The organism is Stenotrophomonas sp. GD03654, from assembly GCF_029845105.1.
GTDB classification, from domain to species: Bacteria; Pseudomonadota; Gammaproteobacteria; order Xanthomonadales; family Xanthomonadaceae; genus Stenotrophomonas; species Stenotrophomonas africana.
Window position 1 is genome coordinate 69,118 of sequence record NZ_JAOCLC010000004.1, and the last position, 24,407, is coordinate 93,524.

Annotated in this window: 33 protein-coding genes; 1 reads left to right on the forward strand and 32 read right to left on the reverse strand. The window is 54.1% G+C overall.

Going from position 1 to position 24,407, the window contains the following annotated elements; genetic code table 11:
• Positions 1 to 49 precede the first annotated feature (49 nt).
• From N5J73_RS02885 to N5J73_RS02935, 11 genes are all read right to left on the reverse strand, one after another.
• The gene (locus N5J73_RS02885; protein WP_279940523.1) at positions 50 to 958 is read right to left on the reverse strand and encodes a hypothetical protein; all 909 of its coding nucleotides are present in this window, start codon (positions 956 to 958) and stop codon (positions 50 to 52) included.
• Between the two features lie 298 nt (positions 959 to 1,256).
• Positions 1,257 to 2,033 carry a nucleotide-binding protein gene (locus tag N5J73_RS02890; RefSeq protein WP_279940524.1) on the reverse strand — a complete coding sequence of 259 codons (777 nt, stop codon included), beginning with the start codon at positions 2,031 to 2,033 and terminating at the stop codon, positions 1,257 to 1,259.
• Positions 2,020 to 3,963, reverse strand: coding sequence for an integrase (locus N5J73_RS02895; RefSeq protein WP_279940525.1), 1,944 nt, complete (start codon positions 3,961 to 3,963; stop codon positions 2,020 to 2,022). The genes N5J73_RS02890 and N5J73_RS02895 overlap by 14 nt, the downstream gene beginning before the upstream one ends.
• A 151-nt stretch (positions 3,964 to 4,114) precedes the next feature.
• Positions 4,115 to 4,348 carry a hypothetical protein gene (locus N5J73_RS02900; protein WP_279940526.1) on the reverse strand — a complete coding sequence of 78 codons (234 nt, stop codon included), beginning with the start codon at positions 4,346 to 4,348 and terminating at the stop codon, positions 4,115 to 4,117.
• A gap of 63 nt (positions 4,349 to 4,411) precedes the next feature.
• Positions 4,412 to 4,930, reverse strand: a complete 519-nt coding sequence (locus tag N5J73_RS02905) for a hypothetical protein (protein WP_279940528.1) — start codon at positions 4,928 to 4,930, stop codon at positions 4,412 to 4,414.
• A gap of 125 nt (positions 4,931 to 5,055) precedes the next feature.
• A complete protein-coding gene (locus tag N5J73_RS02910; RefSeq protein WP_088430274.1) occupies positions 5,056 to 5,991 on the reverse strand; it encodes a hypothetical protein in 936 nt (311 codons plus the stop codon).
• A gap of 53 nt (positions 5,992 to 6,044) precedes the next feature.
• Positions 6,045 to 6,575, reverse strand: coding sequence for a hypothetical protein (locus tag N5J73_RS02915; protein ID WP_141097996.1), 531 nt, complete (start codon positions 6,573 to 6,575; stop codon positions 6,045 to 6,047).
• A 148-nt stretch (positions 6,576 to 6,723) separates the two neighbouring features.
• Positions 6,724 to 7,398 carry a hypothetical protein gene (locus N5J73_RS02920; RefSeq protein ID WP_279940529.1) on the reverse strand — a complete coding sequence of 225 codons (675 nt, stop codon included), beginning with the start codon at positions 7,396 to 7,398 and terminating at the stop codon, positions 6,724 to 6,726.
• A gap of 98 nt (positions 7,399 to 7,496) precedes the next feature.
• Entirely contained in the window at positions 7,497 to 7,910 is a 414-nt protein-coding gene (locus N5J73_RS02925; protein ID WP_279940530.1) for a hypothetical protein, read from the reverse strand.
• Positions 7,911 to 7,970: 60 nt separating this feature from the next.
• Complete coding sequence (locus N5J73_RS02930) at positions 7,971 to 8,126, reverse strand: hypothetical protein (protein WP_279940532.1); 156 nt, start codon at positions 8,124 to 8,126, stop codon at positions 7,971 to 7,973.
• Positions 8,127 to 8,196: 70 nt separating this feature from the next.
• Complete coding sequence (locus N5J73_RS02935) at positions 8,197 to 9,486, reverse strand: ankyrin repeat domain-containing protein (protein WP_279940533.1); 1,290 nt, start codon at positions 9,484 to 9,486, stop codon at positions 8,197 to 8,199.
• Positions 9,487 to 9,528: 42 nt separating this feature from the next.
• Here N5J73_RS02935 and N5J73_RS02940 point away from each other — a divergent pair, with 42 nt between their 5' ends.
• Positions 9,529 to 10,197 carry a hypothetical protein gene (locus N5J73_RS02940; protein WP_279940534.1) on the forward strand — a complete coding sequence of 223 codons (669 nt, stop codon included), beginning with the start codon at positions 9,529 to 9,531 and terminating at the stop codon, positions 10,195 to 10,197.
• Positions 10,198 to 10,225: 28 nt separating this feature from the next.
• Here N5J73_RS02940 and N5J73_RS02945 read toward each other — a convergent pair whose 3' ends face one another.
• The 21 genes from N5J73_RS02945 to N5J73_RS03045 form a co-directional block, all read right to left on the reverse strand.
• Entirely contained in the window at positions 10,226 to 10,966 is a 741-nt protein-coding gene (locus tag N5J73_RS02945; protein WP_279940535.1) for a DUF4942 domain-containing protein, read from the reverse strand.
• Positions 10,967 to 11,066: 100 nt separating this feature from the next.
• Positions 11,067 to 11,579: a hypothetical protein gene (locus N5J73_RS02950; protein WP_279940536.1), complete on the reverse strand. Its 513-nt coding sequence runs from the start codon at positions 11,577 to 11,579 to the stop codon at positions 11,067 to 11,069.
• A gap of 43 nt (positions 11,580 to 11,622) precedes the next feature.
• Positions 11,623 to 12,123, reverse strand: coding sequence for a hypothetical protein (locus N5J73_RS02955; protein ID WP_152906683.1), 501 nt, complete (start codon positions 12,121 to 12,123; stop codon positions 11,623 to 11,625).
• Positions 12,124 to 12,201: 78 nt separating this feature from the next.
• Entirely contained in the window at positions 12,202 to 12,579 is a 378-nt protein-coding gene (locus tag N5J73_RS02960) for a hypothetical protein (RefSeq protein WP_049446930.1), read from the reverse strand.
• A complete protein-coding gene (locus tag N5J73_RS02965) occupies positions 12,576 to 14,753 on the reverse strand; it encodes a fimbria/pilus outer membrane usher protein (RefSeq protein WP_279940539.1) in 2,178 nt (725 codons plus the stop codon). The genes N5J73_RS02960 and N5J73_RS02965 overlap by 4 nt, the downstream gene beginning before the upstream one ends.
• A complete protein-coding gene (locus N5J73_RS02970; RefSeq protein ID WP_279940540.1) occupies positions 14,750 to 15,373 on the reverse strand; it encodes a fimbria/pilus periplasmic chaperone in 624 nt (207 codons plus the stop codon). Before N5J73_RS02970 ends, N5J73_RS02965 begins: the two co-directional genes overlap by 4 nt.
• A gap of 273 nt (positions 15,374 to 15,646) precedes the next feature.
• Positions 15,647 to 15,991, reverse strand: coding sequence for a hypothetical protein (locus tag N5J73_RS02975; protein WP_279940541.1), 345 nt, complete (start codon positions 15,989 to 15,991; stop codon positions 15,647 to 15,649).
• Positions 15,992 to 16,013: 22 nt separating this feature from the next.
• Positions 16,014 to 16,901, reverse strand: coding sequence for an ankyrin repeat domain-containing protein (locus tag N5J73_RS02980; RefSeq protein WP_279940542.1), 888 nt, complete (start codon positions 16,899 to 16,901; stop codon positions 16,014 to 16,016).
• 8 nt (positions 16,902 to 16,909) lie between these two features.
• The gene (locus N5J73_RS02985; RefSeq protein WP_279940543.1) at positions 16,910 to 17,143 is read right to left on the reverse strand and encodes a hypothetical protein; all 234 of its coding nucleotides are present in this window, start codon (positions 17,141 to 17,143) and stop codon (positions 16,910 to 16,912) included.
• A 209-nt stretch (positions 17,144 to 17,352) separates the two neighbouring features.
• Positions 17,353 to 17,754: a hypothetical protein gene (locus N5J73_RS02990; protein WP_279940544.1), complete on the reverse strand. Its 402-nt coding sequence runs from the start codon at positions 17,752 to 17,754 to the stop codon at positions 17,353 to 17,355.
• A 252-nt stretch (positions 17,755 to 18,006) separates the two neighbouring features.
• Complete coding sequence (locus tag N5J73_RS02995) at positions 18,007 to 18,510, reverse strand: hypothetical protein (protein ID WP_279940545.1); 504 nt, start codon at positions 18,508 to 18,510, stop codon at positions 18,007 to 18,009.
• Between the two features lie 8 nt (positions 18,511 to 18,518).
• Positions 18,519 to 18,902: a hypothetical protein gene (locus N5J73_RS03000; protein WP_279940546.1), complete on the reverse strand. Its 384-nt coding sequence runs from the start codon at positions 18,900 to 18,902 to the stop codon at positions 18,519 to 18,521.
• 3 nt (positions 18,903 to 18,905) lie between these two features.
• Positions 18,906 to 19,052 carry a hypothetical protein gene (locus tag N5J73_RS03005; RefSeq protein WP_200731868.1) on the reverse strand — a complete coding sequence of 49 codons (147 nt, stop codon included), beginning with the start codon at positions 19,050 to 19,052 and terminating at the stop codon, positions 18,906 to 18,908.
• Between the two features lie 115 nt (positions 19,053 to 19,167).
• Positions 19,168 to 19,563 carry a hypothetical protein gene (locus N5J73_RS03010; RefSeq protein ID WP_279940547.1) on the reverse strand — a complete coding sequence of 132 codons (396 nt, stop codon included), beginning with the start codon at positions 19,561 to 19,563 and terminating at the stop codon, positions 19,168 to 19,170.
• Between the two features lie 152 nt (positions 19,564 to 19,715).
• Complete coding sequence (locus N5J73_RS03015; RefSeq protein WP_279940548.1) at positions 19,716 to 20,222, reverse strand: hypothetical protein; 507 nt, start codon at positions 20,220 to 20,222, stop codon at positions 19,716 to 19,718.
• Positions 20,223 to 20,280: 58 nt separating this feature from the next.
• Positions 20,281 to 20,664, reverse strand: a complete 384-nt coding sequence (locus N5J73_RS03020) for an ankyrin repeat domain-containing protein (RefSeq protein WP_279940549.1) — start codon at positions 20,662 to 20,664, stop codon at positions 20,281 to 20,283.
• Between the two features lie 59 nt (positions 20,665 to 20,723).
• Positions 20,724 to 21,350 (reverse strand): hypothetical protein, encoded by a 627-nt coding sequence (locus tag N5J73_RS03025; RefSeq protein ID WP_279940550.1) that lies wholly within the window; start codon positions 21,348 to 21,350, stop codon positions 20,724 to 20,726.
• Positions 21,351 to 21,358: 8 nt separating this feature from the next.
• Positions 21,359 to 21,970: a hypothetical protein gene (locus N5J73_RS03030; protein WP_279940551.1), complete on the reverse strand. Its 612-nt coding sequence runs from the start codon at positions 21,968 to 21,970 to the stop codon at positions 21,359 to 21,361.
• Complete coding sequence (locus N5J73_RS03035; RefSeq protein WP_279940552.1) at positions 21,970 to 22,971, reverse strand: zincin-like metallopeptidase domain-containing protein; 1,002 nt, start codon at positions 22,969 to 22,971, stop codon at positions 21,970 to 21,972. The genes N5J73_RS03030 and N5J73_RS03035 overlap by 1 nt, the downstream gene beginning before the upstream one ends.
• Positions 22,972 to 22,978: 7 nt before the next feature.
• Positions 22,979 to 24,073 carry a zincin-like metallopeptidase domain-containing protein gene (locus tag N5J73_RS03040; protein ID WP_279940553.1) on the reverse strand — a complete coding sequence of 365 codons (1,095 nt, stop codon included), beginning with the start codon at positions 24,071 to 24,073 and terminating at the stop codon, positions 22,979 to 22,981.
• Positions 24,070 to 24,285: a hypothetical protein gene (locus N5J73_RS03045; RefSeq protein ID WP_141097987.1), complete on the reverse strand. Its 216-nt coding sequence runs from the start codon at positions 24,283 to 24,285 to the stop codon at positions 24,070 to 24,072. Before N5J73_RS03045 ends, N5J73_RS03040 begins: the two co-directional genes overlap by 4 nt.
• Between the last annotated feature and the right edge of the window lie 122 nt (positions 24,286 to 24,407).

The window sequence follows — 24,407 nt, forward strand, 5'->3', positions numbered from 1 at the left end:
CCAAGACCGAGCCGGCGGGTAGCCGGCGAGTCGCGCTTTGGCCTTTGAATCAAAAGCGGAAAGGAGTCCTCTTGCCCGGAACTGCAGGAGGCAGCGTTAGATTCAACAGCTCGCTACGAATCTCGGACTGGAGGTAGGCCAACTCATGCTCTTCTTCACGCCAGGCGGCCACCAGTGCATCCAGAGCCTCCTGCGCCTCGCCTACTCCGTCTTCCGCCGATGCACTGCTGATCTGCGCTGACACCAGCACCAAGCGCTGAGATGATTCCTCACGCACCTCCCCCAACAGCCCGCGATAGGAATCCACGTATTCCTGCTTCAGCGCCTCGTCCTCCCATGGCATGCCCAAAGCTTCAGGCAACGTCGACGGCATGAGCATGGCTACATTGCGCTCATCCAACTGGATCGCGCTGCTCCCACCCCGCAACAACTCCCGGAGGGCGTCGAGCTCTTCCAGACTCAATTGGGAGAGGTCGAGAGACGTCACCTTGCCTGCGATGAGGTTCAGGTCAATTCGAGCCCCCTTCAGCACTTTGAAGGTGGCTTCAGCTGACCTGACTATCTTGACCCCTAGCAAATCCTCGTCGCGCCGATACTCCCGCCAGCGGCGAACCTTTGGGACGCCCTCGGCCCACTCAAAAAGGCGAGCGACGCTGATCGACGCGTGTTTGCCGTCGTCCTGCAACAACGGACCGGTTGCGCTGTCCATCGTTGACAGGACTCGGAACACCTTCTGGTTCATGCTCAGAAGCCCTGCTGCCTCTGCCGACGTCCAAGGCCGGATGAGCTGCCCGGCTTTAGGGACCTGCTCTGCTTCCACTTCTCTGTCGATGTCCATCTTCAGGCGCTTCCAAGAGACACCCTCGCCAGCTCGAAAGGCTGCGTGGCTCATTCCCCACGTCTCTCGGTATCGCTCGACCAACTGCTCTTCTGCTTCTTTTTTTGAGTCTAGTGACATGCAACACTCTTATCGGCGACGGTTGGGCGGCAGCGGTTAGAAGCGGATCGGCTTTTGCAGCGCTGCCGCAGACTTCTTGAGGGGGCCACCGAAGGTGGCCGACGCCAGCACTGTATCAGCGTATCGAAGTGACCCGAGGAACTAATTGCGGCTTCGGGCAGGGGATGGGGGCGAGATCGGCAGCCGCCCAGGGCAGCACTTGATCCAACGTGCGTAGGGCTTGCCGAGATAGGCGTCACCACTTTTAACCAAATCGATCGCTCGCCTCCCTCCGGGCCAGTACCCAGTCCTTGGAGCCTCAGAATCGGAATCGGCCACCATCAGCGTCGCCTGCAGGATTGGCTTGGACCGGGTCAGGCAGAGACGCTTCCAGTGCATCCTGGCGTGCAGTAGCGCGTGCCATCAGCAGAAGCTTCTCCACGTCGCCCAGCGCAGCGCTCATGGCGACGTCGTAGGGATCTCTTGCGTCCACGTTGACCCATACCTCGAGCAGGGCTTCGGATAGCGGCGCATCCCACACGTTTCCTTCCTCCAAAGCCCGGTCCAGCACTTCTGCGGAGACTGCAAGAACGTGACCGGCGATGCGGCCCTTGATCACGGCCCAGTCGTGGCTAACCGAGACGCAATCTTGAAGCGAAAGGAAGGACAAGCTCTTCCCGATCGCCTTCTTAAGCCTCTCTGCTTCCGCCCTACCTATCTTTACAGCGAGCTCCCGCTCCAGCTCCCGGATCTGCTGGCGCAGCGCGTCCTCCTCGGATGCCAGCCGGCGCTCCTTGGCCGAGCGCCCTAGCCGAGCGCGCTGCCACTCCACGAGATCTTCGTACAGGTAGCGGACGTGCTGGTTGGCCCCGCCTTGGAGGCTGCCCGCGCCCTTCTGAAAAGGTGGGCCCAACGGAGGGGATCGGCGGCGCCACTCGCCCAACGTGTCGAAATGGATCCCGAGGAACTGGGCTGCAGCCTTGGTGGAAACGGTGGGCGTGAGACCGGCTGCCGCGCGCGACAACTCTTGGTCCAGCGCGCGTTGCAACTTGGCGCGGTAGTCCTCTTCGCTGCGAACCGTCTCAATCGTCTGCATCGGCCAGGGCCACTTTCCGATTCCTTGGAGCAAACAGTTTAACCGGCTCTTCCCCCGCCTCGTCGAGCCGCGGCCTGTCGAGCCCCTTCAAGCGGTTCCAGACCCGGGGACTGCGGGCCACCATCATCTCCTCGACCTCGCCAAAGGCCTCACGAAGGCGCGCCCACTCCTGATGCGTGTAGCGCTCGGAGACAGGAGACATGCCGTCCCCACCGGGCGTGCGGACGTGGTGGTGGAGCATTTGGGAAACGATGCGGCTTTCTCCGAACTTCAGGGCCGCATACCGGCCAAGTGTTCGGCGCAGATCGTGGGTGGTGAGACCCTGGTCGACTTCATCCCGGATGTCGACGCCGCCCTCCTGCTGCCCTGCCAGGCCCGCGTCGCGACGAACGTTCGCGAGGATCGATTTGCTGTCGAGGTAGTGGCCCGACTTGCTTCGACTGGAGCGGGCAGGAAATACAAATCGGGTCCGGTCCACCTTGCGCAGCGCTTCCTGGACACCCCCCTCCAACGCGACCAGGACCTGTCGTGCAGCCCCCTTGGCTTTGGCAGACTTCAGCAGAGATTCCGCTGCCGCCAGTTCACGCAAAGCATCTTCGTCGTCCAGCCGGGTCTCGAACCGATGGCGAAGCACTCGCTCGGCAAAATAGGTGAGCGGCAGGAACAGCTCCTCGCCCGACTTGGTGTCGAACATGAAGACCTGCGGCCCCTCTCGCTTGGTGTAGCGATTGACCTCCCCGCGCTGCCCCAGCCAGACCCAAGACACCTCCTCCTGCATCAACTCGCCGTGGGAGCACCGATCCATCCATCGCAGTTGCGCGGTTTCGCTTCGACGCGTGCCCCAAAGCAAGGTCAGCAGCAGGTAATCGGACGCGCCGGCGTTGTGGCCGCCCTGCTCGTCCCGGCGCCCCACAATCGACTGCAACACCTTCGGGAGCGTGTTGTCGGTCAGCGGGTTGCGGACAGCCGCCTTCTCGTAATGCTTGCGAAGGTTCCGCGCGCCTCTCAGCAGATGCCTATCAAAGATGGCCTGCAGAGGGTTGTGCCTCAGCCTGGGCTCGCGCCCCTCTCGTCCCGCCAAGACGCTCTCCCGCTTCAGTACCATGGCTACCGCGCGATGGGCATCAGTGAAACTGTGTTCGGTGGCGGCCAAGCCACTGGCCCGGACCCGCTGGACGTACTTTCCGGTGATCCCCAGGCTCTCCAGTGTCCGCGTATCCAGCTCCGCCCAGTCCTCGTAACCCGCCAATGCGTTCCTCATTGGGGTGGGGATGCGGTTGGAGCGCACCATCGCGCTCTTGCGCAACGCCTCGAACGCGGCTTCCACGTCCTCGTCGGTTACATCGGCCACGGCCCGCTGAGCGAACCCCACTTCCGGACGGGCCAACCGAGCGAGACTGTCCTCCAAGGCCGTCAGGCTGGACTGCTTTACCAGTCGCTTGATCACCCGGTCCTTCATGTCGGCAATGTAGACCTCGAAACAGTCGGCGACGGTGAGCCGGTCCAGTCGCCTCTCCTCTTGCTGCTGCTGGCTCGCCCGGGCTGCCCGAGTCTTCGGGTTCTCGCCTGACGCCTTGAGCTCGTGAATGAGCTCCCGGGCCACGGAGTAGGCCTCTTCCAGCCCCATGTCCGTGACGTTGCCCAAGGCAAAGCGACGAACGCCCTGTGCTCCCCGCCGCACTACTTCATAGGTGGTGCGGGTTTTGCCCACGTAAAAGCCGAACCCGACGGGGGCACCTTGGTTCCCATCCAGCACCCGATAGGCCTTGTCCCCCTGCTCCGCCGGCCGTTCGACGAGCTTGACGCGCTTCCCCGCGCCCCCAGAAACCGGGATCCGGCGGACCGATAGCTCCATTACTTGCTGGTGCGTCAGACTAAACTTGGTGACCTCGCGCCGTGTGGCGCGGCCCGTCGCAACATTCTTTGACATGATCGTCCTGCCCTGATTGGCGTCGCAACACGATCTTTACGCACTCCACGAGCCGTCGCAACACCATCGCAACATAAAATCCCGTTACTTGCCGTTTTTGACGGCAACCCGCCCTCACTGACCGAGACGGACTCCATTGCAAGCCACTGATTCAAAACAAAAGAACAGCAGCACCAAGGCCTCGTCCGAGCACACCCCGCTGATGAATGACCTCTTCCGCCTGTCGCGGCCCTTCGCGCAAAAGGCATCGCTCCCAGCCTTCAGCTGAAATCCGATGACTGGTCTCCTCTTCGATGTCCAACGTTTGGCTCATCATGGAACGCCGTTGGATATCAGCAGTCCGCGCGCGCGACCGCAGCACGAACAACTTGACCTGGGTATCCATGTCCGGGGAATGCGGCATATCCTTACTTCTTCAAGTTTGATCCATCATCCGAACGGCAAAGAATTATTCGGGCAACCGCGCCCTGTAGGGAGCAAGCTTCACAAAGCCGTCCTGCTCCAAGCCTACAATTTTGGACGTAAGCGCGTACTGATTGAGATAGATCTTCACTGGTAGATCTTGAACGGTGGCCCACGGGCGGGCATAACCGTAGGCCACAGCGTCCTTCTCACCGTCTGTGCGGAACTCAAGGCGTTCGTGGCGGTAGTGCAGGCCAACGACCTCGGCGTCGTCGCTTCCCCCAAAAGCAACGATCAACTCGCGCTCGGAGCCGGCAGACAGTGCCTTGAAGTCATCCAGCGCGAACGCCGGCAGTTCGTCAAACCACTTCACACGCCGTTGCTCGCGGCTCAGAAGCACGCGATCCGCAACCGCATCTACCACCTGTCGCAGTGCTGCGATGTCCCTCCCCTGCTGGGCATACTGCTCACGCAGCTCGCGGATCACCTGATCCCTGGACGCCACGACTTTGAACAAGACAACCAGCAAAAGAACAAGAAGCAAGAACCCAATGTATCCAGCCATAGCGCCCCCCCCTAGAGGATGTCAGTCTAGCGGCTTAGTGGGCGAAGTCTGTAGCTCCCGAGATGTAATAGACATAACAGACCTCATCCACAAAGCTTACGAACAGCCAGTCGCCCCTCGATCCTTCACTTAGCCACAAAGGGCTTCTTGATTGAAGACGGCCCCAAGCTCCTAAGATCACCATTATTGGTGTTAGAACTGGTGGATGCCGAAGGTTGCTGGTCGGTCAGATCGAACACTTTCAAAATCATTCCAGTGCGAACATTGATGACAGCCAACTTCTTGAGGGATGCGGTTACCAGCGTTTGTTTTTCTTCCGACTCAAAGGGCCAATCAATTTTCGGGAACTCATACTCAGAGTGGTTACCCACATACGGGCGAACCACACCGTACAAGTACACTACGTCAATATCATCCTTTTGAGCGCGTGCATCAGCCCCACTCATTTCCACATCAGCTCTCAGTGAAAGCTCCTTGTATGAAAGCCCTGGAAGCTTCCCTGCGTCCACCACTGATTGCTTATCAAAGGCCACGTAATAGGCGTCGCGTTTCTTCTTTGTAACAGACACGGACACCCCATAGGCGTTGCTTGCGTCGTAGACGCTTCTGCGAACGTTTCTCTCCCCACCGTAGACTTTGGCGATATCGTGGTATTTCTCGCCATCAAACCATCGGCTGCTGTACGTACCAAGTGTGCGCACCCGAAGAACTTGTGCGTCCGCGTCGAAGTCATCCGTCAAACGCGCACCGGCACTGATTACACATAGATGACCGTCTCGCAAAGCAGACGGCTTCGTGGACAGCACGTTCTCCGTGCGCGTCTTGAATTCATCGTTGGTTTCGTACTGATCTTTAGGTGGCACATTCCCAATCGCCGCAGCCACAGCCATGACCGAATGCCCCTTGAAATTGGGACCGAGCCTCATGCCCTCCTCCAACACGCAACTTTGTGTCAAAGGCATGTAGCCTCCGGCTGAGCCTTGAGCATTGGACTTGGGCGCACCAAAACAAACCGGAATTACAGCCATGCCGATGCACAAGAATAGAATACGCTTAAACATTGGAACTCCTCAATATACAGCCCCTCACAAGAGACTGCGCTTAAGAGAAACAATTATCCAAAGATGAGATAGGCAATCCCAACAGTGACCGCCCCAATGACAAAGTAGCGCCAGAACGTGGCGCGTTGAATGCGCTGACCTTCGGCAACGAACTGATTGACCGTAGTTCGGCGGAACGCGTGCATTGAATGGGCAATCATCAACACCGCCGTGAGGTAAGACTGGTCGTTATCGAAGCTTGATTTGTATTTCATATCTCTCAGGAGCAGGTTGACCACACCCACGCAGATTGCTTTTGATTTGGCGTCGTTGACCTGCTGCATCGAAAGCATCGTAAATGCGTGCGCAGCGTCTGCCGTGTCCCTGAAGCTGTAGTTGAACTCCCCGCGATTGAACGAAAGCGCCACACCATTCAATCGACCAGCGAAATACTCAGCAAAAGCTTGATTGTAGGTCCGCACAAACACCTGACTGGCGGCGAACGCGGACGCGACAGTTTCACCATCAGCGCCAGGGTCATTGGCCTTATCCATCAAGGGTTGCAGCCGCACAAGATCCAGAGCCATATCCGGCGTCAGCTTCATATCGTCATCCTTGAGGTTGAAGGCACGCATGATAGCCGGAAAAACTGAACTTTGACAGGAAGTCTCAGTGTGAATCCCCTGACAGCAACCCACCCCCAAACAAGAACAAAGCCCTGCATAGCAGGGCGCTTGCCATACCAATCAAACCTTACATGCGCCGGGTTTGAACCGAACGTTGCACCTCTGTTGGTGACTGTTGAACTTCACTAGCGTGTTGCTGCAAGCGCAAGCGCTGAAATTCTTCATCCAAATTGTTCACCACTGAAACGTATTCGGAGGCAGAGTGGATGGGGGCAATGAAATCTGAGTTGCGCTCCACCACATAAAACGGTGCGGCCGAGCCAATTTGGCTTGCACCCTGGTCATCCGAGCTTAAATATTCATGGCTGCACACGTAGTGGCAATCATCAATTTCATGGATGTATTGTTCCTCAACCATCTCAAATGTCATTTCAGCGTCGCACACGGTGACTGGCATTCGCTCATGGTCAACGGTGTCGCCCAAGTCATAGACTTGTGAGTCGATGGCTTCTGCAAACGCATCACTCACACACTCATACAACCAATCGTTGGACTCATCTTCGCTCATAAGGGACTCTGGACCATCAAAGTGCAAGCCGCGATCGTTAAGCACGGCATCAAACCACCCAATGCGACTATCGCCGTCCTCATCAATATACTCAACCCTGCAAACAACACTCAGCTGCTCAATAACCAGATCCTCTTCATCCTCATCAAATGACATGGCAGGGTTGAACGCAATTACTTCCAGCAATTCACCATCGTCGGCCGCTTCGTCGTAAGTATTTTCGTTGTCGTGCATGAAACCCCCTGTTTGATTGATATATCTTCACTCAAACAGATATTCCAATATTGTCAACAGCACGCAACGCAATTCGTTTTTGGTTGCACCATGCCAGGTTAGATTTTTCGCAATCTCTTTTGAGGTGGTTGCGCAGTGCGCACTGCGCGCTCCAACAGGATCCTTTGACGCTGCTCGGGCGTGCTTTGAGCCAAGGCGTCAATGAAGGGCCACAACACCCGAATGGATCGGACCTGAGAGTCCAATGGGCGCTCATCCACGCAAACATCGAGCATGACGTAACAGGAGCGCGCCATTGCATTAGCAAGATCATCAAGTCGTGCCGTGCTGCCATCGGACGAAAAGAAGACATAGCCGCACGCGCGCCGCTGTAGATAACGGCCAACCCGTTGGAACTGGACCGACTCAAACGACAAGACCTCATCCCATATTACATCGGATGAGTTCGATATCTTTTTTATTGCACCCTGCGCGGTCATATCCATACACACCTGCAATTGATTGGCCAGCATCGAATCAATCACAGTCCCCAATATTGTCAAGCCAAGCGCGTTGGCATTGGGTTTTGCGCATCAACCGGGCCGATCCGCCTTCACTTTTGAAGCGACCCTCAACTTGCGGATTTTGTGTTCTACGTCGGCAACACCAATCGATATTGATCCACCGTCAATCTTCAAAGTCTTTTTCTCTTTCGTGGCCCGAAGAAAGGCCAGCGCAAATTCTTCCATTTTGGTATTACTTCGTTCCATCCAACCCCCTTCATCAGAACCAAAACACCGTGAGCCGAAGCCCTCATGGTCACATCCGCCGCCAACGCGACACGGCTTGCGGCTCATCCCGCTGGATGTTCAACGCATCCTGCAATGCTTCCTTCTGAGCGCGGCTTTGAAGCAGCAACACCCTCCCTTTATCGTTGGCAACTTCATTGGCCGACTTGCCTTGTGTCGTGTGCTTGATATGTTGTATTGCCACATCCAAAACAGTCAGCCCTTGGTTGTTATGGATGGACACCGTAGCGCCCTGATCAATCAAGGTTCGTACAACGTCGTCTTGTTCTCTTTTTGCAGCGAGGTGCAGTGCGGTGTTGCCGTTCTTGTCCACGGCGTTGATGTCGGCTCCCGCATCGATCATTTTTGAAACAAGCTCTGCACGCTCGCCGCGATCCCGCTGGTTGATTGGTCCGTGGGCTAAGAAGTGCAACGGCGTGAGGTTGTCGGTGTTGGCAATGGTGGGATCGGCGCCCGCTTCCAACAACACTCGCACGCATTCCAACTGCTCAGACCGTGCACAGTAGTTCAGAACACTCATGCCGGAACTGGAAACAGCGTTGATATCGGCGCCCATGGCGATAAGCAACGCTGTGTTTTCCACGTCCCCTTCCGCCGTAGACCAACACAACACACCCTGCCCGTCGTTGCTCACCGCATTGATGTCAGCGCCCGCGTCAATCAGCGCCTCAATGAACTCTGAGGGCCGACGTGCTTCCAACGCCGACAGCAGTGGCGTGACGCCATTTTTGTCCGCGTGGTTGATGTCCGCTCCACCCTCCAATAGAGCCTGGACACGTGACATGCGGCAGATGGCCTTTTCCTTCGACAAATTGATCTGCAATGGGGTCTGGCCGTTCACGTCGCCCAGGTTGGGGTTGGCGCCATTTGCGATGAGTTCCGCGATCGCCTCGGGGTGGCGTGCGTAGTGCAACGGTGTGCGCTTGTTGACCTCGCGGACGTTGGGGTCCAACCCAGCGTTGACCAGCGCTGTGACGACACCGGGCTCATAAAACTTCCCGTCAACCGCACGGTGCAATGCGGTGCTTTTTGTTATCCCGCTTCGCTCCTGAATATTTCGTCCCGAAGAAATGACCTGATGAACTTCCTTTAAGCTTGATCCGATATACATAGCACCCCCTAAAATTTGTTTGAACGTATCCAGCAAAACAACAAAAGGAAAATTGTCAAGACCCATTGCATTTGATGCTAAAATGCCAAAAACATTCACGCAGGGGGCAATATGTTTGTGACTGAGGATTTGTCTAGATTTCGCGCGCGCCACATCCAGCTGGACTGGCTTTGTGAATTTGTTTTCCACAACCGTTACTCAGACGATCGTCCCTACTTCGACATACGTGCAGTGTACGATCTGCGTTTAGATGATGTCCCAAAGCAACTGACCGACAATCCCAAAGGGGTATTGACTAGTGCTTCCAATTATTACGAAAGCGCGTACACACTGGCGTTGGGCGGATACCATGAGGCGATAACGAAGCTTGCGAACCCCGCTACGGACGCCGGCAACGACGTAGCATCATTGGTGTTGCTGAAACTGATTGCTCGTTTCAACTATGCCCTTGCTGTTATTGGATCACGCACGGTTCAAGATTTGGCCTTTTACGCCAACAGCAAGGATCCAAACTACGTGCTGCTGCGCATAGACAGTCACGTGGTGAATCTGTACCACACGCTGGAAGACGGCTCCGGGGAGCATGTCATCCCGTTCCTGGCCTTCTCCATGAACCCCACATCGATTTTTGAAAGTCATGTACTGCGGGGCGATATCACTCATGAGAACATCGAGTTTGTGATGTCGGAAGCCGGCGTTGATGCAACCCTTACGCGGCTCAAAGACGTTGTGGAAACGATTACCAACACCGTCAATGACAATCACCGCAAAGTGTGGGATGAATTCTTTTCGCTGTACGACGAAAAGTATGGCAAGTCACTGTTCTTTGAAAGCATGAGCAATCAGCTTGGAACGGGGAAGTCGCTGCTTGAAATATGCTATAACGAACCACGCAAATAAGAGAAAAGCCCGCTTCGGCGGGCTTTTTTTATCGGGCTGGCGGCAATGCACCTGGGTAGCGTCTGGCAATCACTTCGTTGAGCTTGTCCACAAGATCAGGCCGCTTGAAAACAACGTGAGCGTTTCTGTTCTTGTAGAACGTGACATCCATGTACTCTAAGAACATTTCGGGGCTTGATGCTGCGCTTCTGAAATCAGGATGCGGCTTGCCGTCGAACATGTGAAACGCACGGATCATGTCTTGCACAACGTCTCTTGCAATGAAGTAAGACCAACTGTCTATGCACTGCAAGATGATTTTCTTTCCAAAGCGCACAGGCAGGTGGCTTTTGTAGTCCCAGGACAGCCCTTCAAACACCCCAACAATACCGTCTTCAAACATGCTTGCACGATCGTCGTACAGTTGCGCAAACGTCGCAACAACATTGTCGTAGTTGAACTCAGGAACGGTGTTCTCATAGAAGGCCCTGCCCCACTCAACGCGTTTTTTGTGGCACATGAAATCTTTCAGGCCCGTCTCACGCATGATTGTTGACCAACCGTTTTCGGTCAGAGCTTTGGCATGTGATTTTTTCGCATCTTGCAAGCAGTCGAAGTGGCGGAAGTTCAGTTGGGCCAGGGCGCTGCGCATAGCGCCACCAACATGCATCTTGTCCGCTTCATGGAGTGCGGTTTCAATCGTCTCCATAAGCGCTTCAAACTTCGCCTTAGCTTGCTGGTGCCGCGCCAACTCTTTTTGTACTGAAATCGATCTAATTACCTCGTTCACTGTTACCCCCTTGCTTAAATGAAGTTCCATCCAAGCACAGAACCCAACATTGTCAAGACAAAAAAAAACCCGCCGAAGCGGGCTTTTTTCTTAAGTCGGATCAGTACGTCACCGTAAAGGTAACAGCGGCGGTGTAAGTGCCTTCGGCCAACGACTTGTAGTAGCCGTAATAGGCATCGCGCTGACCAAATTCATACGACAGCGGAATGGCTTGGTGTGCACCCGTACCCACTCCTGAAAGAGCCAAACCGTTTGCATCGGTACCGAACTTCGGTGCGGAACGGGTGTCCAATCCGCGATACAAAGTCACGGGATATTCGCGCGCCGATGTGGCGGATGTAGCCATAACCTGTCCGTTTGCATCTGTGGAAGCTTCAACGATGTACGGCAGGTCTTCGCTGCACAACACGCCAAGGTTGTCGTCCCAACCTTCCCCAGCGATATCATGAACGTCTGTTTGATTGATGGTGTCGGTAGTGGACAGATAGATATCACATGTCCCAGCCACCACAAACGAAAAATTCATTGTGGTGGATTTTGAAGCTGCGAACGACGATCCGGAAGCCATCATGGCAACGGCAGCTGCGGAAGCAATAATTAGTGTTTTTTTCATAAGTAAGTTCTCCTTCAAAGTTGATGTGGTTTTGTTGTGGTGATTAGTACGTCACGGTAAAGGTCACGGAGGCGGTGTAGGTGCCCGGTGCCAATTGCTTGAACGTGCCATCACCATTGGGCTGACTCAATTCCCAGGCGAAGGGGATTGACTGGTGCGCGCCCGAACCGACACCCGAGTGCGCCAAACCGTTGGCGTCGGTGCCGAAGCGGGGACCAGAATAGGTGTCAAAACCACGGACAAAGGTCACCGGATATTCGCGCGCAGACGTGGTGGACTTAGCGATCACCTGACCTGCGGCGTTGGTCGATGCTTCCACGATGTACGGTAGGTCTTCGCTGCACGTCACACCCAAGTTTTCAGGCTGATTACCACCAACAACGTCGTACGTAGAAACTTCGATGTTGTCAACGTCCAAATAAATTTCGCAGGTGGACGCCACGACAAACGAGAAATTCATTGTTGTGGATTTAGAAGCGGCGAACGTGGAACCCGAAGCCAGTAAGGCTGCGGCTGTTGCTGCGGTTAATAGTGCTGTTTTCATTTACTCTCCTTTTTTTAGTGATTGAGGTGTTGCATCATGGTTAGAAAAACATAAAACATCACATTGTCAATGCCTAAACTAATAGTTCAGATCCAGACGAACAGAACTGCTGTAAACACCAGCAGCTTTGTAGCGAACCGAAGTGGACAACACACTTCGGAATTCAATCGTGACCAGCAGTGGCGCGTCGGCAACATCGATGGACACTTCATCAATCAACGGCTCTCCGGATAGCGCCGCCGACAATGGGATTTCGTGGTTGCTCGCCGATCGCAAGACCATTTGACTTGTGTTAATTTGCAATGTGGCGGCGGTGGGTTCGTCGCATTCGATGACGTATTGCACGTTCACGCCTCCGTCCTGATCCAGGACCGCAAACTCTTGGTTGGGGGTGATTGAACAGTCCGCCCAGGCGGTGCCTGAGAACAAAAGCAACGCGATGAGAAGCGCTTTCATAAAACCTCCTTGCATTCCAAAATTGGTTTGTCCAGTTCGCCCGACTGCGGGATAGTGATGGCGCATGTGGAACCGTCTTTTTCAATGGTGAGTACGTCACCAGCGATGGGTGCTTCCAGCACCAACGCGCCTCGCATCCCAACAACGGTTTGCTTGCCCACCACATTGGCCATATCGATCGGAACCCCATTGCGCACAACCACGTACTCACGGGTGGTGTTGCTCAGAACGTCGAACTGCAGCTTTGTCCCGCCCCCACGCGGAGCCACGGCTTTCTTGCTCAGGCTGTCCAGTTGCACACCGAACGGAAGACTTAAAGCGTCCACCGTCACTGTTTGGTCAAACAGTGCTGAAACGTTGGGGACCACGGCCACACCCAGGGCGTTGGTGGTGACGCTCTTGCCTGTGAGTTGAACGCGTGCGTTGGGCATGTTGGGAACGCGAATGAGCGCGTACGATCCAAACGGCCTGGACGTTGGCAGTACACCGCCCTCCCCGATCCACACCCCACCGTTGGCTCCAAACACAGTGCTGGTTGTGCTGTTTTGCAGCAGCAACGTGGACATCGGCAGATCCCAGCGCCCCGCAACATAGTGATTGCCGGCGCTTGCGCTTGCGTTCCACGTCAGCCGGCGGTTTTTCAGTGTGGTGGAACCGTTGGCTTGTCCAAACCATTCGCCATCGTTGTGGCTGACACTGGCCGACCCGGATCCAAACTGGTAGCGGAAACCAACGTTCAATGTTGTGTCGCGCAGCGATAAGTCGTGTTGCGCAAATGCGGACAGTTCGGCGCGGGAGTTCATTTGCCAGCGCGTCTGAGCGGTAAGCAACTGAGTGGAACGGTTGGAATAGCGCACATCGCTGTAGTTCAACGCTGCGCTAAAATTGTTTTGGCGGTAGGTGACGCCCAAGGTGGTTTGCGATTCAAGAGCAAAACGCGACCGCTCGCGGTTGAAGTTCCAATAGTCGTCGGTGACGTGGGTGTGCGAAGCGGACCACGACAAGCCGTTGGTGCGCCGCTCGTATCCAACCGTGGCGGCCATTCCGTCCCCGCTTGTTGCGATATCAAACGTTGCAGCGCCCCAGCGTCCGAAGCTCCACAGATTGCCCCACATGGCCGACTGCCCTTTAGCCGTGCCCTGGAATGCTGCGGTTGTGGTCCAGCGGTCGGACATACCACGCGCGTACACCGCGTTCCACGCCAGGTCTGCGTAGTCGTTGCCCAACCCTCCGTTGCGCATCAAACCGGCCGAGACTTCCCATTCGCTGCGCCCCTTGGCAAGGGCTTTGGGCGTGCTGTAGAACTGCCGTGTTGTCCAGTATTCGCGGCCCAATTCGTCGCGCACCACCATGGAGACAGTGCTTAAACCGATTGGTGCATTGAGGCTTGCGAACTGGTACGGCCCCGGCTGGAACTGCTGTTGGGACGCACGCACACTGTTGACAAAGACTTCGGCTGTGGAGCGCGTGTCGGCCACCCCGTTGAATGTGGGCACAGGATAAAAAGTGTCGTTGCTCAACGATCGATCGGTGCCCACGCGAACACCAAGCATGTTGCGCGAGCCCAGCAGCGCACCGTTGGGCGTGGCGTTGATGACATCACCGATCTGCACGCGAGTCTGAGAGGCATACAGATCCTTACTCCACGTTGTTAAAGAGCGTTCGTGGCTCAGTCCGTTGCTGTCGTCGTTAAGTTGTCCGGCACCATAGAACGTTCCACCCAGGACGTTGGATCTAATGTCGTACGAAAACGACTGTGTGAAGCCGTACGTATCGCTGTCTTGCGCACGGTAGTCATACCCCAGCATCACCCCTTTGGGCGAAGGACCAATGTCCGTACGCATGCGCGAGGCGGGGTTGTAGTTGCGCGCCGGCAAATACTTTGCGGGCACAAGGATGTTGTAGCTTTGATTGGCTGGATCGTACTGAACATCTGCGTTCAAATCCGATGGCGACACCACGTCGCGCTCGGACAACGATGCGGGCAACTGAATTCCCCATTGTGCCCAACGCTCTTTGGCAATGAGCAACTGCCCATCGTCGCGAACGTGCAGTTCTTCAACGTCGCTTTTAAGCGACCCATTGATGGATACAGCGGCGATGGTTGCGTCTGAGGCCCAAGTGGTTTGTGCAAAGCAGACAGCCATCGCCAAGGCGATGACCGATTTGTTCATTTGATGTCCTGGCGTTGTCCGTTGACTTCAACCGACACCACGCCGTGCGGGAAATTAGCAAGCGCGAACTTGCGTGTTTCACCGGGCAGGACATAGCCCAGCAAGCCACTGCGGGTTGCGGATCCCGATGACGGCGACACCAACCGTGCAGATGCGTCACCCGTGTTGGTCACCTCAAATTGATCCCCAACCCAACGACCTGTGAGATTGGCCTTGGCCGATGGCGAACGCCAAATCCACGCCAGGTCTTGCTTGACCAATTTGATTAGCCCAACCTCCCCAGGTGTGGGAAGTTCGGCCACGCTCACGCGGAAAAATTCTTCACGTCCAACTTGGTCGGACTTGATGTAACGAATGGATTGGGTGGCGCCCTTTTTCACCGTGACAATCGACGGCGCAAAACGAATTTTCTCCGATGGCCCTCTGCGGGACACACCGCCTTCAACGGTCAGTTCGTCAACAGTGATCTGATACGAACGATCAGGACCATCGTTGGATATCGTCAACACCCCGCTTCTCTCCCCTGCGGTGTTGACTTTGAAAACCGGACCAACCGAAGCGGCCGAGGACACCAATGGAACCAGCGCCAAAGAAACGGCCAAAACAATGCTTTTAATCATTAAAACCCCCTGTTAATTCACCAATAAATTCAGCTAAACATAAGTCCCGACATTGTCAATACCTTTTATTTAGATCAAACGCCACGCTGTATAAATTGGTGGCCGGACGATATGGAATGACCGGCAAAACGACAACACACACTGCATTACGAATTTGACATCTGACCTTGCTCGTCAATAAGCGACCTACTCGATACACATTCGCCGCAATTGGTCGTTTGAAAAAAGACATTCCGTCACATTGAAGCAGATTGACAAACCCCCACCATTCTCCTAATGACTGTCACGCATTCCTTGATTGCGCAAATATCCGTAGTCCAATGTGACCCTGAATGGCCCTGTGTTGGCATAACACTGCTGGCGGTCACACCACAACGGCATCTCTTCGGGGTCGAATTGTTCGGTGTTGCGCTCAAACGACACAGAGACAGGCAGGCCGAACGCTCCGTCGAATTCAGACTGCTCGTAGGTGTCACAGCGCAGGAATTCGGCGGCTGACCCTGAGACGAATGCACAGGTTTGTTTCACCGATAGGACCGCGCCCAGGTCGGCGTTCTGAGATTGGGCGCCAAGAGCCAACAGTGGGACTGCGGTCAATCCAAAGAATAGATTTTTCATATGTGTCTCCTTTTCAAGTTGATTAGTGTTCGTTGTCCAAAGGGCTGGTCCGCCCCAGGAGAACGTTGAAGAACATTGCCAAGCGGCTGGGTGGTTTGCTGGCTGGCGCAGTGGGCGGACCAGAAGATGGGCTGGGGTGCGTGGATATGAAGTCGTTGCAGGGCTCCAGCTCGCTCCAATCGATCTTTTCCAGATCATCTTGTGTTGGAGCGATTGCAAGATTGCCTTCCTTTTTTTCTTGCTCGCGAACATTCAAACCGGCAAACGATTTGAGATGGCCGTATTGCGCGGCAACGTCAATTGACGTGTACCCATCCTTGTCTTTGATCGTTGGCGTGCCACCCACAGCCACCAGTCGTTCGACAAGCTCTTTGTCGTCGTACAAAGCACAGCACCAATGCAAGACGGTCATGCCTCTGGCGTCGGACCCGGCCAGGTTGCACTTGTGGATCAAACATAGATCAATGATTTCTTTGGCACGTGCCAGTGCAGCGATTTGCTCTTCTGAGTCCACCTCGGGGCGATCCCCAATGATGGAAGTGAACATGTCAAACACCGCCGCCAGTACGGCATTGGAAAACGAGCTTGGTCCCATACGCACTTCATTGGCGTCCGCCGATGCGATCGGTACGTGTCCAGCCAAACCCAGCCACTTCACGGATTGCATGTTGTCCAGTGGCAGAACGTCTGTGAGCAGTGCGGCGCTTTTGTCCAAAGCGGTGCACGTGTTGTGCGGATCCACCTCGTTTGCTGGCACCCGCAATTGGGCGTGCCAAACGTTCAAATCAGTCTTCAACACCGGTGTCGGGTCCGCGTTGTTTTTTAAAGCGCTGCGCACGCCATTTGGATCCACGGCCAATATTGCATTGATGAATTTTTGCGTTTCGTGCTTGTTGAATTTTTTATCCATACGACTCCTTAGTAAGTGACTACAGTGACGATCCGCTCATCGGATCCTTCGGAGGTTTTGATTGCCAATTTTTCCTGGACAACCGTCGGCTCGCGCATTCCTGTCGTACATTTTTGAAAACCTTGATCGGTTAACACGCACGACTCAACGATGGTCATTGACACCACAAAACGTCCACGCGCCTCTTCGGCGACCGACAACAGCGGAGCCAATAAAATGAATGTTGCAATGAGTGGTTTCATAATTTATCCCCTGTTTTATTCAATCAAACACATATCCGAATATTGTCAACACCTTTTATTGAGACATTAACAAAATGGGCAAGCGATTGAAGCCCGCAGGGGCGCGACAGTGGCGCGCGTCGTAGACCATAAGCGCGGTCCGCAAAGGCGGATGACCCAATAAAAAAGCCCCAAAACGGGGCTCATTCACGAAACACTGCCCACGAAATCTATTGCAAATTTTTCCGCAGGATGTAGCGCACAAGCGAAGCTTTGCTGATACCAAAATCGCTAGCCAATTGTTCAATCTGACTGACAACCGGCTTGGCGTCGGAAATAAAACCTATACCTGCACCACGCACATCATCCACATGATTAGGATTTGTGGGCTTCGGCTTTTGTGGCTCACAGCCCATGTTCAAAAACTCATCCCGGTCAAAATCAGGGTTCTCGATAAACCCCCAAATGAACTCGCGCAGCGTTCCCGCCATCGTTTTATCAAGCTTTGTCGCCCGTGCATCCAAGCGCGAGTAATACTTATCCGTCTCATAGAACATTGCATACCCGCAGGTTTTTGGCACCCAATTGCCCGACGGCTTAACCCGATGATTTCTCGCTTTCGATTTACGCATTGACCCTCCCAACCTTAGTTTCTATCAATTCTGACTTGGTGAAGAGCTTCCGCCTCCCCGTCCATCCAACCATCTTCATATAGCGCCGGTTCAATTCGCCCTTAAGCAAATAATCATGAACCTCCTTTGATTGCCAAAAAAGTTCTCCCGAAGCATGCTCCCATTGATAATATGTCTTTCGCGCCATAGATACCCCCATTTGTCCATTCATACAAACACAATCGCAAACAAAGTCAAGACGTTTTATTGAAATCAAATCTTGCGCCCAATACTGGACTTAAAATGCGCGCCCGACAGAGCATTGCGAATATTTTCCCGTTGCTTTTCACGCTGAGCGGCCATGTACTCGCTCAACAGTGCAACAACATCATCGCACCCAACAATTTGAGCAACATGCAATGTGGACTCCACTTCATACAGAGAAACCGGCTTGTCGCTGTTCAAAATGCGGCCCATAAGTTCCACTACTTGGGGCGCAACTTCCCCCGTTAAAAACCCCTCTTTGCACATGAGCCACAGAACGTTGGGGGGCATTTCTTCGCCAGCGCTGATGAGCGCCCCAACCAATACATGCAAGTTGTCTGGCCCAAAATTGATCATCGACCCTATTGCATGTTCGCAAATGCGTGGTGCACGGCCAGGGAAGTCCTCACATGCAACGCGCACATACCAGCGCAAAGCGTCAAGGTTGTCTGTGTGTGTTGAAATGGCTTTTGACAACAGAATTTCGTTTTTCTCCAAGTGTGAGTAGTTCACTGACCCTCCTACAGATCAATCCGACCAAATAATTCAATGAGTGAGAACGCCGTGCCAACGGCTGCAACGCCCACCCCAACAAAAAGCGACGGGAGCGTTACACCGCGAATGGGCAGGAATTGAACACAAGCAATACACGCCCCACACGTCCAGCAAAACGCTATTTTCATGGCGCCCAGGGTGATCCATACACCCCACATATCCATGCAGAAGTACAAACAAATTCGGGTCAAACAAAGCAGCACAATCCACGGAACAGTAGAAAACGCCACCATCAATACAGACGATTTCCAATTGCGCTTCACACCGTAACGAATGGCTGCAATGAAGTAGAACGCAAAGGCCGCAAGCGACAAAGCATTGACCACCACCAGATCCGTCCACCCGAACATTGTTTACCGCCCTGCTGCGTGTTGAAGGTTGCCCATCGCCGTTTCAATAGTATCGATTTTCTCAAACGCCGCTCCGGCGAAATGGAGAACGAACAAAGGCAATCCAACATACAAAATGTACTTCGCCAATTGTTTTTTCATGTAGTTCATAGATGACTCCTTTTGTTAACTTGTATTTTCACTAAATCACAAGGTCCAACATTGTCAATACCTTTTGTTGAGACAAAAAAAAACCCCCACAATGTGGGGGTGTCGGATCCAGTCTTTACAGCGCAATGTGTGTTGGTTTCCCTGCTTTCAACAATTCCTGCCCCTCCGGACTTGCTTCAAAATCTACAAGAACCTGCGGTTTGCGCCCGCGACCACGGTAGTGGAACTGGCTTCCCTGTGCGTTTGCCAGTTTGTGTGTTGGAGCGCCCCCACGCGCATTGCGGTTTCCATGGACCTTGTTCTTGGCGTGGACAAACCCAACCATGCGCGCAATTTGTGAGCGCTGCTCACTTGTCAACACGTCGATGTATTTTGCCAGCCCACCCGTGAGGCTTTCAAAGAACTTGCCAGCCTCCTTCGTGCGTTCTTTGAGCAGCTTTTCTTGAAGCGACTCTTGATGTTTGATGGCTTCCGCAAGCTGCTTTTCAATTTCGGAAACGACATTGCTCATTGGATTTCCTTTAACCCCCTGCCCGATGCAGTGAGATGAATCTATTCAATCATCGCCAATATAGCTAGCTGTTCTCCGATCTTTTGTCATGCCGTTAAGCTTTTGGATTCATTGCATCAAAAAAGCCCCCTTGAGGGGGCTTGATTGACTTGTCAACGCGAGCTAGTCAAAACGTCGGGTATTGGGACAACACGGGTGTCCCGCCCACTGCCGCTAATGAGAACACTTTGGCCCTGGCGCACGTTCACATCCGCGTCCTGGACAATTGAGATGACTTCGGAGCGCCCACGGCGGTCCTGCGTGCGGATTACGATTTCGTAGCCTCTGTGCCCGCTTGCAGCGCGCTGAGTGGCGCCCCCAATCAACGCACCACCTGCTGCGCCAACAACACGGGCAACGTTGCGTGTGTCGCGGTTCTTGCGGCTTGCGCGGTCACCAATGGCGGTCCCCACCGCCCCACCAACAAACGTTCCGGTGTTCACCTTGGAACGGTCTTCAATCCGCACCTCACGAACCATGAGAACCACGCCTTCTTGGATGTTGCGTTGGGACAACGCTTGATCGCGTCCAAAATTTTGAGATGAAGTCGTAGATCCAGCCACGGCAACGCCCGAGAATAAACTTAAAGCTACCGCTAATGAAATTAAAGTTGTGCGCATACAATCTCCTGTGTGTGATGATGACCCCAATCAATCACACATTTGATTTCTGTCAAGCTTATTGCATGCGCAGTTGAACTTCTTGAGCGCGGACCAAAGCATGAATGGTCTGGTTGTGGCTGATGCTTAAAGCGAACGACTGCTGCAGCTCTTGTGCACGCGGGGCGTTCTTTTTCCAGAATTGAACCACGACGCTTGTTCTTATCCGCCAGTCTCGTTCGGACAACACCATAGGGTTGGTGTACCCCATCGGGGTCTTTCCGAATTTGTCTTTCACCAGTGGGTTGGCGCCCAGGGCAAGCAAGGCGTCGGCGACATCGAAGCGTTTGTTGATGACAGCCCAGTGCAACGCTGTTCGTCCGTTCTCGTCTGTATGCGTGATGAGGTGGTGGTGTGAATGCTTGGCAAGCACATGTACATCTTGAAGAGATAAGTTGTCCATAGTTTCCCCTTGTTTTTTCTTACAATTGCAAAAGGGGAGATTTTGTCAAGCAGCAGACTCTAAAAAATCAATTGCTGCTGCACCACTTGCCGTGCCTGGAACCCCACAGACATCTGCGCAAGCGCGCTGTCCATGGTGATGGCCTTACCGTTGCCTTCTAACAGAACGTCTTTGATTGGAACGTACCATCGGTTCTCATCGTCGCCTTTGACGTTGAACTCCACGTATTCATCGCGAATGGCCGCAACTTCTATGGGTTGGCGATCGACCCGTGCGCGTTGAACCGATGCCACCACGTCATCCCCCAATCCGAAGCGCTCCGACAGACGCCCCATAAAAACGGTGCACAACACAGGCATGATGGGCGGAATACTCATATCCAGCAAATCACCAAACTCTTTTGGGAACGATCTGCGGGTGTCACTCGATCCAATACCGTTGCGTGAGATGACTTGGTGGCCTATCTCTTCATCGGTCAGCTCTTCGCACAAACTCCGCACGTCCAGCACGCTTGGCGTCGTTGCCTGCCCAAGCAACCGGGCTCTAAAGCGAAGCCCGGTAAGCTTACACACTTCGTCAACCATGACCTTCAACGCTTCCTCATCGCGCTTTTGCGCATAAGCAGCAGCCTTGGCTTTTACGCTGTGAATTAGCGTCATCTCATCGGCAAGTGTTGGCTTGTCCATGCGTCCCCTCACATCTGCGGATGGTGATTGACGTGCCGCCCAGGGCACATCTGACGCAGGACACTGGAAAGCGAAACACTGCGCTCTCCACCGTCCAGATAGACTTTGCTTGCTGCCACAGTGTGAGTGGCGCCTGTATCATTGTGCACAAAGGTCACCACGTCGTCTTTCACGGATTGCATCCGCACCGCGTGGTTTTCCCAACTGCCACGAACAAAGACTTGTGCGTCGCTGGGAAGATTGAAACGCTCACGGACCCGCTCAAGAAAGACATCGCACAACTGCGGATTTAACAACGGAATGCTTGAGTCAATCATGTCGCACATATTTTGAGGCAATGTTGCGCGCGACTGGGGGCCGGCAATGCCGGTGTTGGTCATGACCTGACGGCCGATTTCCAAATCGTTGTAGTCGCCCGATAGGTTGTCGAAGGCCTCGCGGTGACGTTCTACTTTTGACTCAAACAACTTTAGCCGCAAATTCAATCCGGTCAGTTCTTTGATTTGGTCAACCATACCTTCCAAGGATGGGGCATTGCCTGCTTTATCGTATATGGCAGACAGACTTGCAATCTCGCTTTCAAGAAGCTTTTGTGTTTGTTTCGCGCTTGAGTGCCACATCACGCCACCTCCATTTCAGCCGTCTTTGCGCGGCGCACGACTTGAATGGTTGGCCTGGGAGACTCTTCACTGGATGGTCGCACTTCGTCTTCCTCGCGCTCCATTTCAAAGGCTTTGCGCGTGTACTCTTTGACGTTGTAGTACGTCGCGATCTTTTCGGCCTCGGCAAACGCCGTGAAGATCAGAGAGTGGTCGTTTTTCAGAACCTTGATCCACGACTGCAAGTAAGCAATGTGGTTGCCTGGGTCATAGTCTTGATCGACAGACAAACCCAAACGGTCGGCCACGATCAGAGAAAAGCATTCTGCGATCAACTCTTCTTTGGCGTACTTCTCCGAGCCAAACTTGCCGCTGAGATCGCGCCCCAATCGTGTGGGGTGAGCGCTGGCGTGTCCCGTCTCATGCAAGGCGGTGGCGTAAAACCCTTCCATCGTGCGGAATTGCTCTTTGGTGGGCAGTTGCACATAGTCCTGGGCGACGGTGTAGAACGCCGCGTTGCCGCCGTAGCGGTAGTCAACGCCGCTGTCCTTCATCAGCCGCTCGGCCTGTTCGTGACTCCACTCCACTGGCTTGGGTATTTTCGCCTCGCGAATGGGCAGGCCATCGCACTGTTCGCTGTTGAACACCGCAGACGTAATCAACGCGATCTTTTGGCGCCCGCTCTCATCGAGGATGGGGTTTCCCTGCTTGTCGGAAACATTGATGACTCGCACGACCTTAGAGGACTTCTCGCCTTTACGTACCGTGCCGCCCAATGCTTTGGCCTGGTTGAATGTCAACCATCCGTTGCTTTGGAAGCCTCGCGCCGCCTGAGCCATCATTAGCATCATGACGTTGCTGCCGTGGTAGGTGTTACCTCGCGCGTAGTTGTAAGGCAGGCTTCCAAATGCGCCCGTCGAACTGTGCTGCTTCCAATCCCGGCGCCACGGGATCACGCCCTGCTGCATCTGCTCAATGATGTATTCGGCGGCAATGCTGCGTGCTTCGTCTTGCTTACTCATTGCCACCTCACATTGATAGTGTTTGCTCTTTCTTCGTCGCTCCATTGAGTTTTTTAGCCGCTGCATTTTTGACGGCCTTACCCACTTCTTTGCTGGGCTTGTCGGCCACGTGGATCACCTGAATCTTGTCGTCCACAAACGACTGCACCGGATCGGTTTGTGCTTGCTCTTGCTCTGCTGGTTTTACGGTCGGCTGGAATGCTTGTGATGTCTCTTGCTTCCAGACCTTTGAGCGCACGGGCTCGTGTTGGACTTCGGGCACCCCAATGGTTTTCAGAATGGCTTCTGCAGCTTTGCCTGCGCGAAGCAACTCTTGCCAGTTGGGCCGGCTGTTGATGTAGTTTTGAGCCCAACCGCTGTCGTCGGGTTCGTATGTCATGCCCAATCGGCTGGCGATCTGCAACAGCGCCAATTGACGACCCAAGCGATACTGGCTGTCCTGCTCGCTGCCCTGTTCCCCAGGTTGCACGCCTTGGTAGCGGCTGGGGTGCGTGGCCCAATCGCTCAGAACGAACATCAGATCGTGGTAGTACGCGCTCTTGCCGTCCGGGTGCTTGGATGTGTATTCCGACTGTGGCCGCATGTACAAGATGTCGGTTGAACGCTCGTAGTAGGGCGCGTTCATGGGATCAAAGGAAATTTTGGCGCCGGTCTTGGCGATCAGATCGTCCAAGAACGTGTCACGGGTTTCGGCCTTACCGTGCCAGGCGAACTGTTGCTGGGTTAGTGGCAAATTTTTGATTTGATCGCCGTTGAAACACACTGACATCACCGACTTGATTTCACCATCCTCCTGCTTGTAGGTGCTTTCAATCTTTGTGGCTTTGCTTTCACCTTTGGCGATGTAGTACCCATTTTTCTTGATTTGCTCGGACTTCATATAGATGGGGCTTGTGAAGCCGCGATCGAGCGCAACGGTCATCAGTTGCAGGGCGTTGAAGTCTTTGAATGGGTAGCCGCTTGCGCCAATCGGCCAGCCGCCAATGACCGGCAGCGGCTTCTCTTTTTCGTTGAATCCGTAGTCCAAAATGGACCGGCGTTCTCTAAGTTGATCGTAAAACCGCTCTGCAATGTCCTGTTTCAATTCGTTTGCTGCGCTCATAACCGTGTCTCCAAGTTAATAGAAATGCTTACCCCTTTTTCCAATGCCTGACGTATGCGGTAAAGAACTTCGTCAACCGTGAGAAGCTGTACGCTTGCGTCATCAAAGTCGTGGTGCAAGAGAATTCTTAAATCACCACCAACCTTGTACACAGCGAACCGCTCTGCCGCGATCAGATCGTCCCACCAGTCTTCTTCTTGTTCTGAATGCATAATTAGTAAATCCAAATAGTTGAAAATCATTAAATGGATGAAAATTTGAAAGTCAAGCTTTCGCTATTTCGCAATTCAGCGCTCCATAAAAAAATCGCGCACAAAAAAGCCGCCCGAAGGCG

Coding starts and splice junctions, on each gene's coding strand:
- N5J73_RS02970 (WP_279940540.1), bottom strand. CDS start 15,373: ATGATTAAAAGCATTGTTTTGGCCGTTTCTTTGGCGCTGGTTCCATTG.
- N5J73_RS02890 (WP_279940524.1), bottom strand. CDS start 2,033: ATGCAGACGATTGAGACGGTTCGCAGCGAAGAGGACTACCGCGCCAAG.
- N5J73_RS03000 (WP_279940546.1), bottom strand. CDS start 18,902: ATGTTCGGGTGGACGGATCTGGTGGTGGTCAATGCTTTGTCGCTTGCG.
- N5J73_RS02980 (WP_279940542.1), bottom strand. CDS start 16,901: ATGGATAAAAAATTCAACAAGCACGAAACGCAAAAATTCATCAATGCA.
- N5J73_RS03025 (WP_279940550.1), bottom strand. CDS start 21,350: ATGGACAAGCCAACACTTGCCGATGAGATGACGCTAATTCACAGCGTA.
- N5J73_RS02950 (WP_279940536.1), bottom strand. CDS start 11,579: ATGAAAAAAACACTAATTATTGCTTCCGCAGCTGCCGTTGCCATGATG.
- N5J73_RS02895 (WP_279940525.1), bottom strand. CDS start 3,963: ATGTCAAAGAATGTTGCGACGGGCCGCGCCACACGGCGCGAGGTCACC.
- N5J73_RS03045 (WP_141097987.1), bottom strand. CDS start 24,285: ATGCATTCAGAACAAGAAGAAGACTGGTGGGACGATCTGATCGCGGCA.
- N5J73_RS02900 (WP_279940526.1), bottom strand. CDS start 4,348: ATGGATACCCAGGTCAAGTTGTTCGTGCTGCGGTCGCGCGCGCGGACT.
- N5J73_RS02930 (WP_279940532.1), bottom strand. CDS start 8,126: ATGGAAGAATTTGCGCTGGCCTTTCTTCGGGCCACGAAAGAGAAAAAG.
- N5J73_RS03015 (WP_279940548.1), bottom strand. CDS start 20,222: ATGCGCACAACTTTAATTTCATTAGCGGTAGCTTTAAGTTTATTCTCG.
- N5J73_RS03010 (WP_279940547.1), bottom strand. CDS start 19,563: ATGAGCAATGTCGTTTCCGAAATTGAAAAGCAGCTTGCGGAAGCCATC.
- N5J73_RS02955 (WP_152906683.1), bottom strand. CDS start 12,123: ATGAAAACAGCACTATTAACCGCAGCAACAGCCGCAGCCTTACTGGCT.
- N5J73_RS02925 (WP_279940530.1), bottom strand. CDS start 7,910: ATGCTGGCCAATCAATTGCAGGTGTGTATGGATATGACCGCGCAGGGT.
- N5J73_RS02990 (WP_279940544.1), bottom strand. CDS start 17,754: ATGCGTAAATCGAAAGCGAGAAATCATCGGGTTAAGCCGTCGGGCAAT.
- N5J73_RS02975 (WP_279940541.1), bottom strand. CDS start 15,991: ATGAAAAATCTATTCTTTGGATTGACCGCAGTCCCACTGTTGGCTCTT.
- N5J73_RS02960 (WP_049446930.1), bottom strand. CDS start 12,579: ATGAAAGCGCTTCTCATCGCGTTGCTTTTGTTCTCAGGCACCGCCTGG.
- N5J73_RS02910 (WP_088430274.1), bottom strand. CDS start 5,991: ATGTTTAAGCGTATTCTATTCTTGTGCATCGGCATGGCTGTAATTCCG.
- N5J73_RS02905 (WP_279940528.1), bottom strand. CDS start 4,930: ATGGCTGGATACATTGGGTTCTTGCTTCTTGTTCTTTTGCTGGTTGTC.
- N5J73_RS03020 (WP_279940549.1), bottom strand. CDS start 20,664: ATGGACAACTTATCTCTTCAAGATGTACATGTGCTTGCCAAGCATTCA.
- N5J73_RS02920 (WP_279940529.1), bottom strand. CDS start 7,398: ATGCACGACAACGAAAATACTTACGACGAAGCGGCCGACGATGGTGAA.
- N5J73_RS03040 (WP_279940553.1), bottom strand. CDS start 24,073: ATGAGCGCAGCAAACGAATTGAAACAGGACATTGCAGAGCGGTTTTAC.
- N5J73_RS03030 (WP_279940551.1), bottom strand. CDS start 21,970: ATGTGGCACTCAAGCGCGAAACAAACACAAAAGCTTCTTGAAAGCGAG.
- N5J73_RS03035 (WP_279940552.1), bottom strand. CDS start 22,971: ATGAGTAAGCAAGACGAAGCACGCAGCATTGCCGCCGAATACATCATT.
- N5J73_RS02965 (WP_279940539.1), bottom strand. CDS start 14,753: ATGAACAAATCGGTCATCGCCTTGGCGATGGCTGTCTGCTTTGCACAA.
- N5J73_RS02985 (WP_279940543.1), bottom strand. CDS start 17,143: ATGAAACCACTCATTGCAACATTCATTTTATTGGCTCCGCTGTTGTCG.
- N5J73_RS02885 (WP_279940523.1), bottom strand. CDS start 958: ATGTCACTAGACTCAAAAAAAGAAGCAGAAGAGCAGTTGGTCGAGCGA.
- N5J73_RS02915 (WP_141097996.1), bottom strand. CDS start 6,575: ATGAAGCTGACGCCGGATATGGCTCTGGATCTTGTGCGGCTGCAACCC.
- N5J73_RS03005 (WP_200731868.1), bottom strand. CDS start 19,052: ATGAACTACATGAAAAAACAATTGGCGAAGTACATTTTGTATGTTGGA.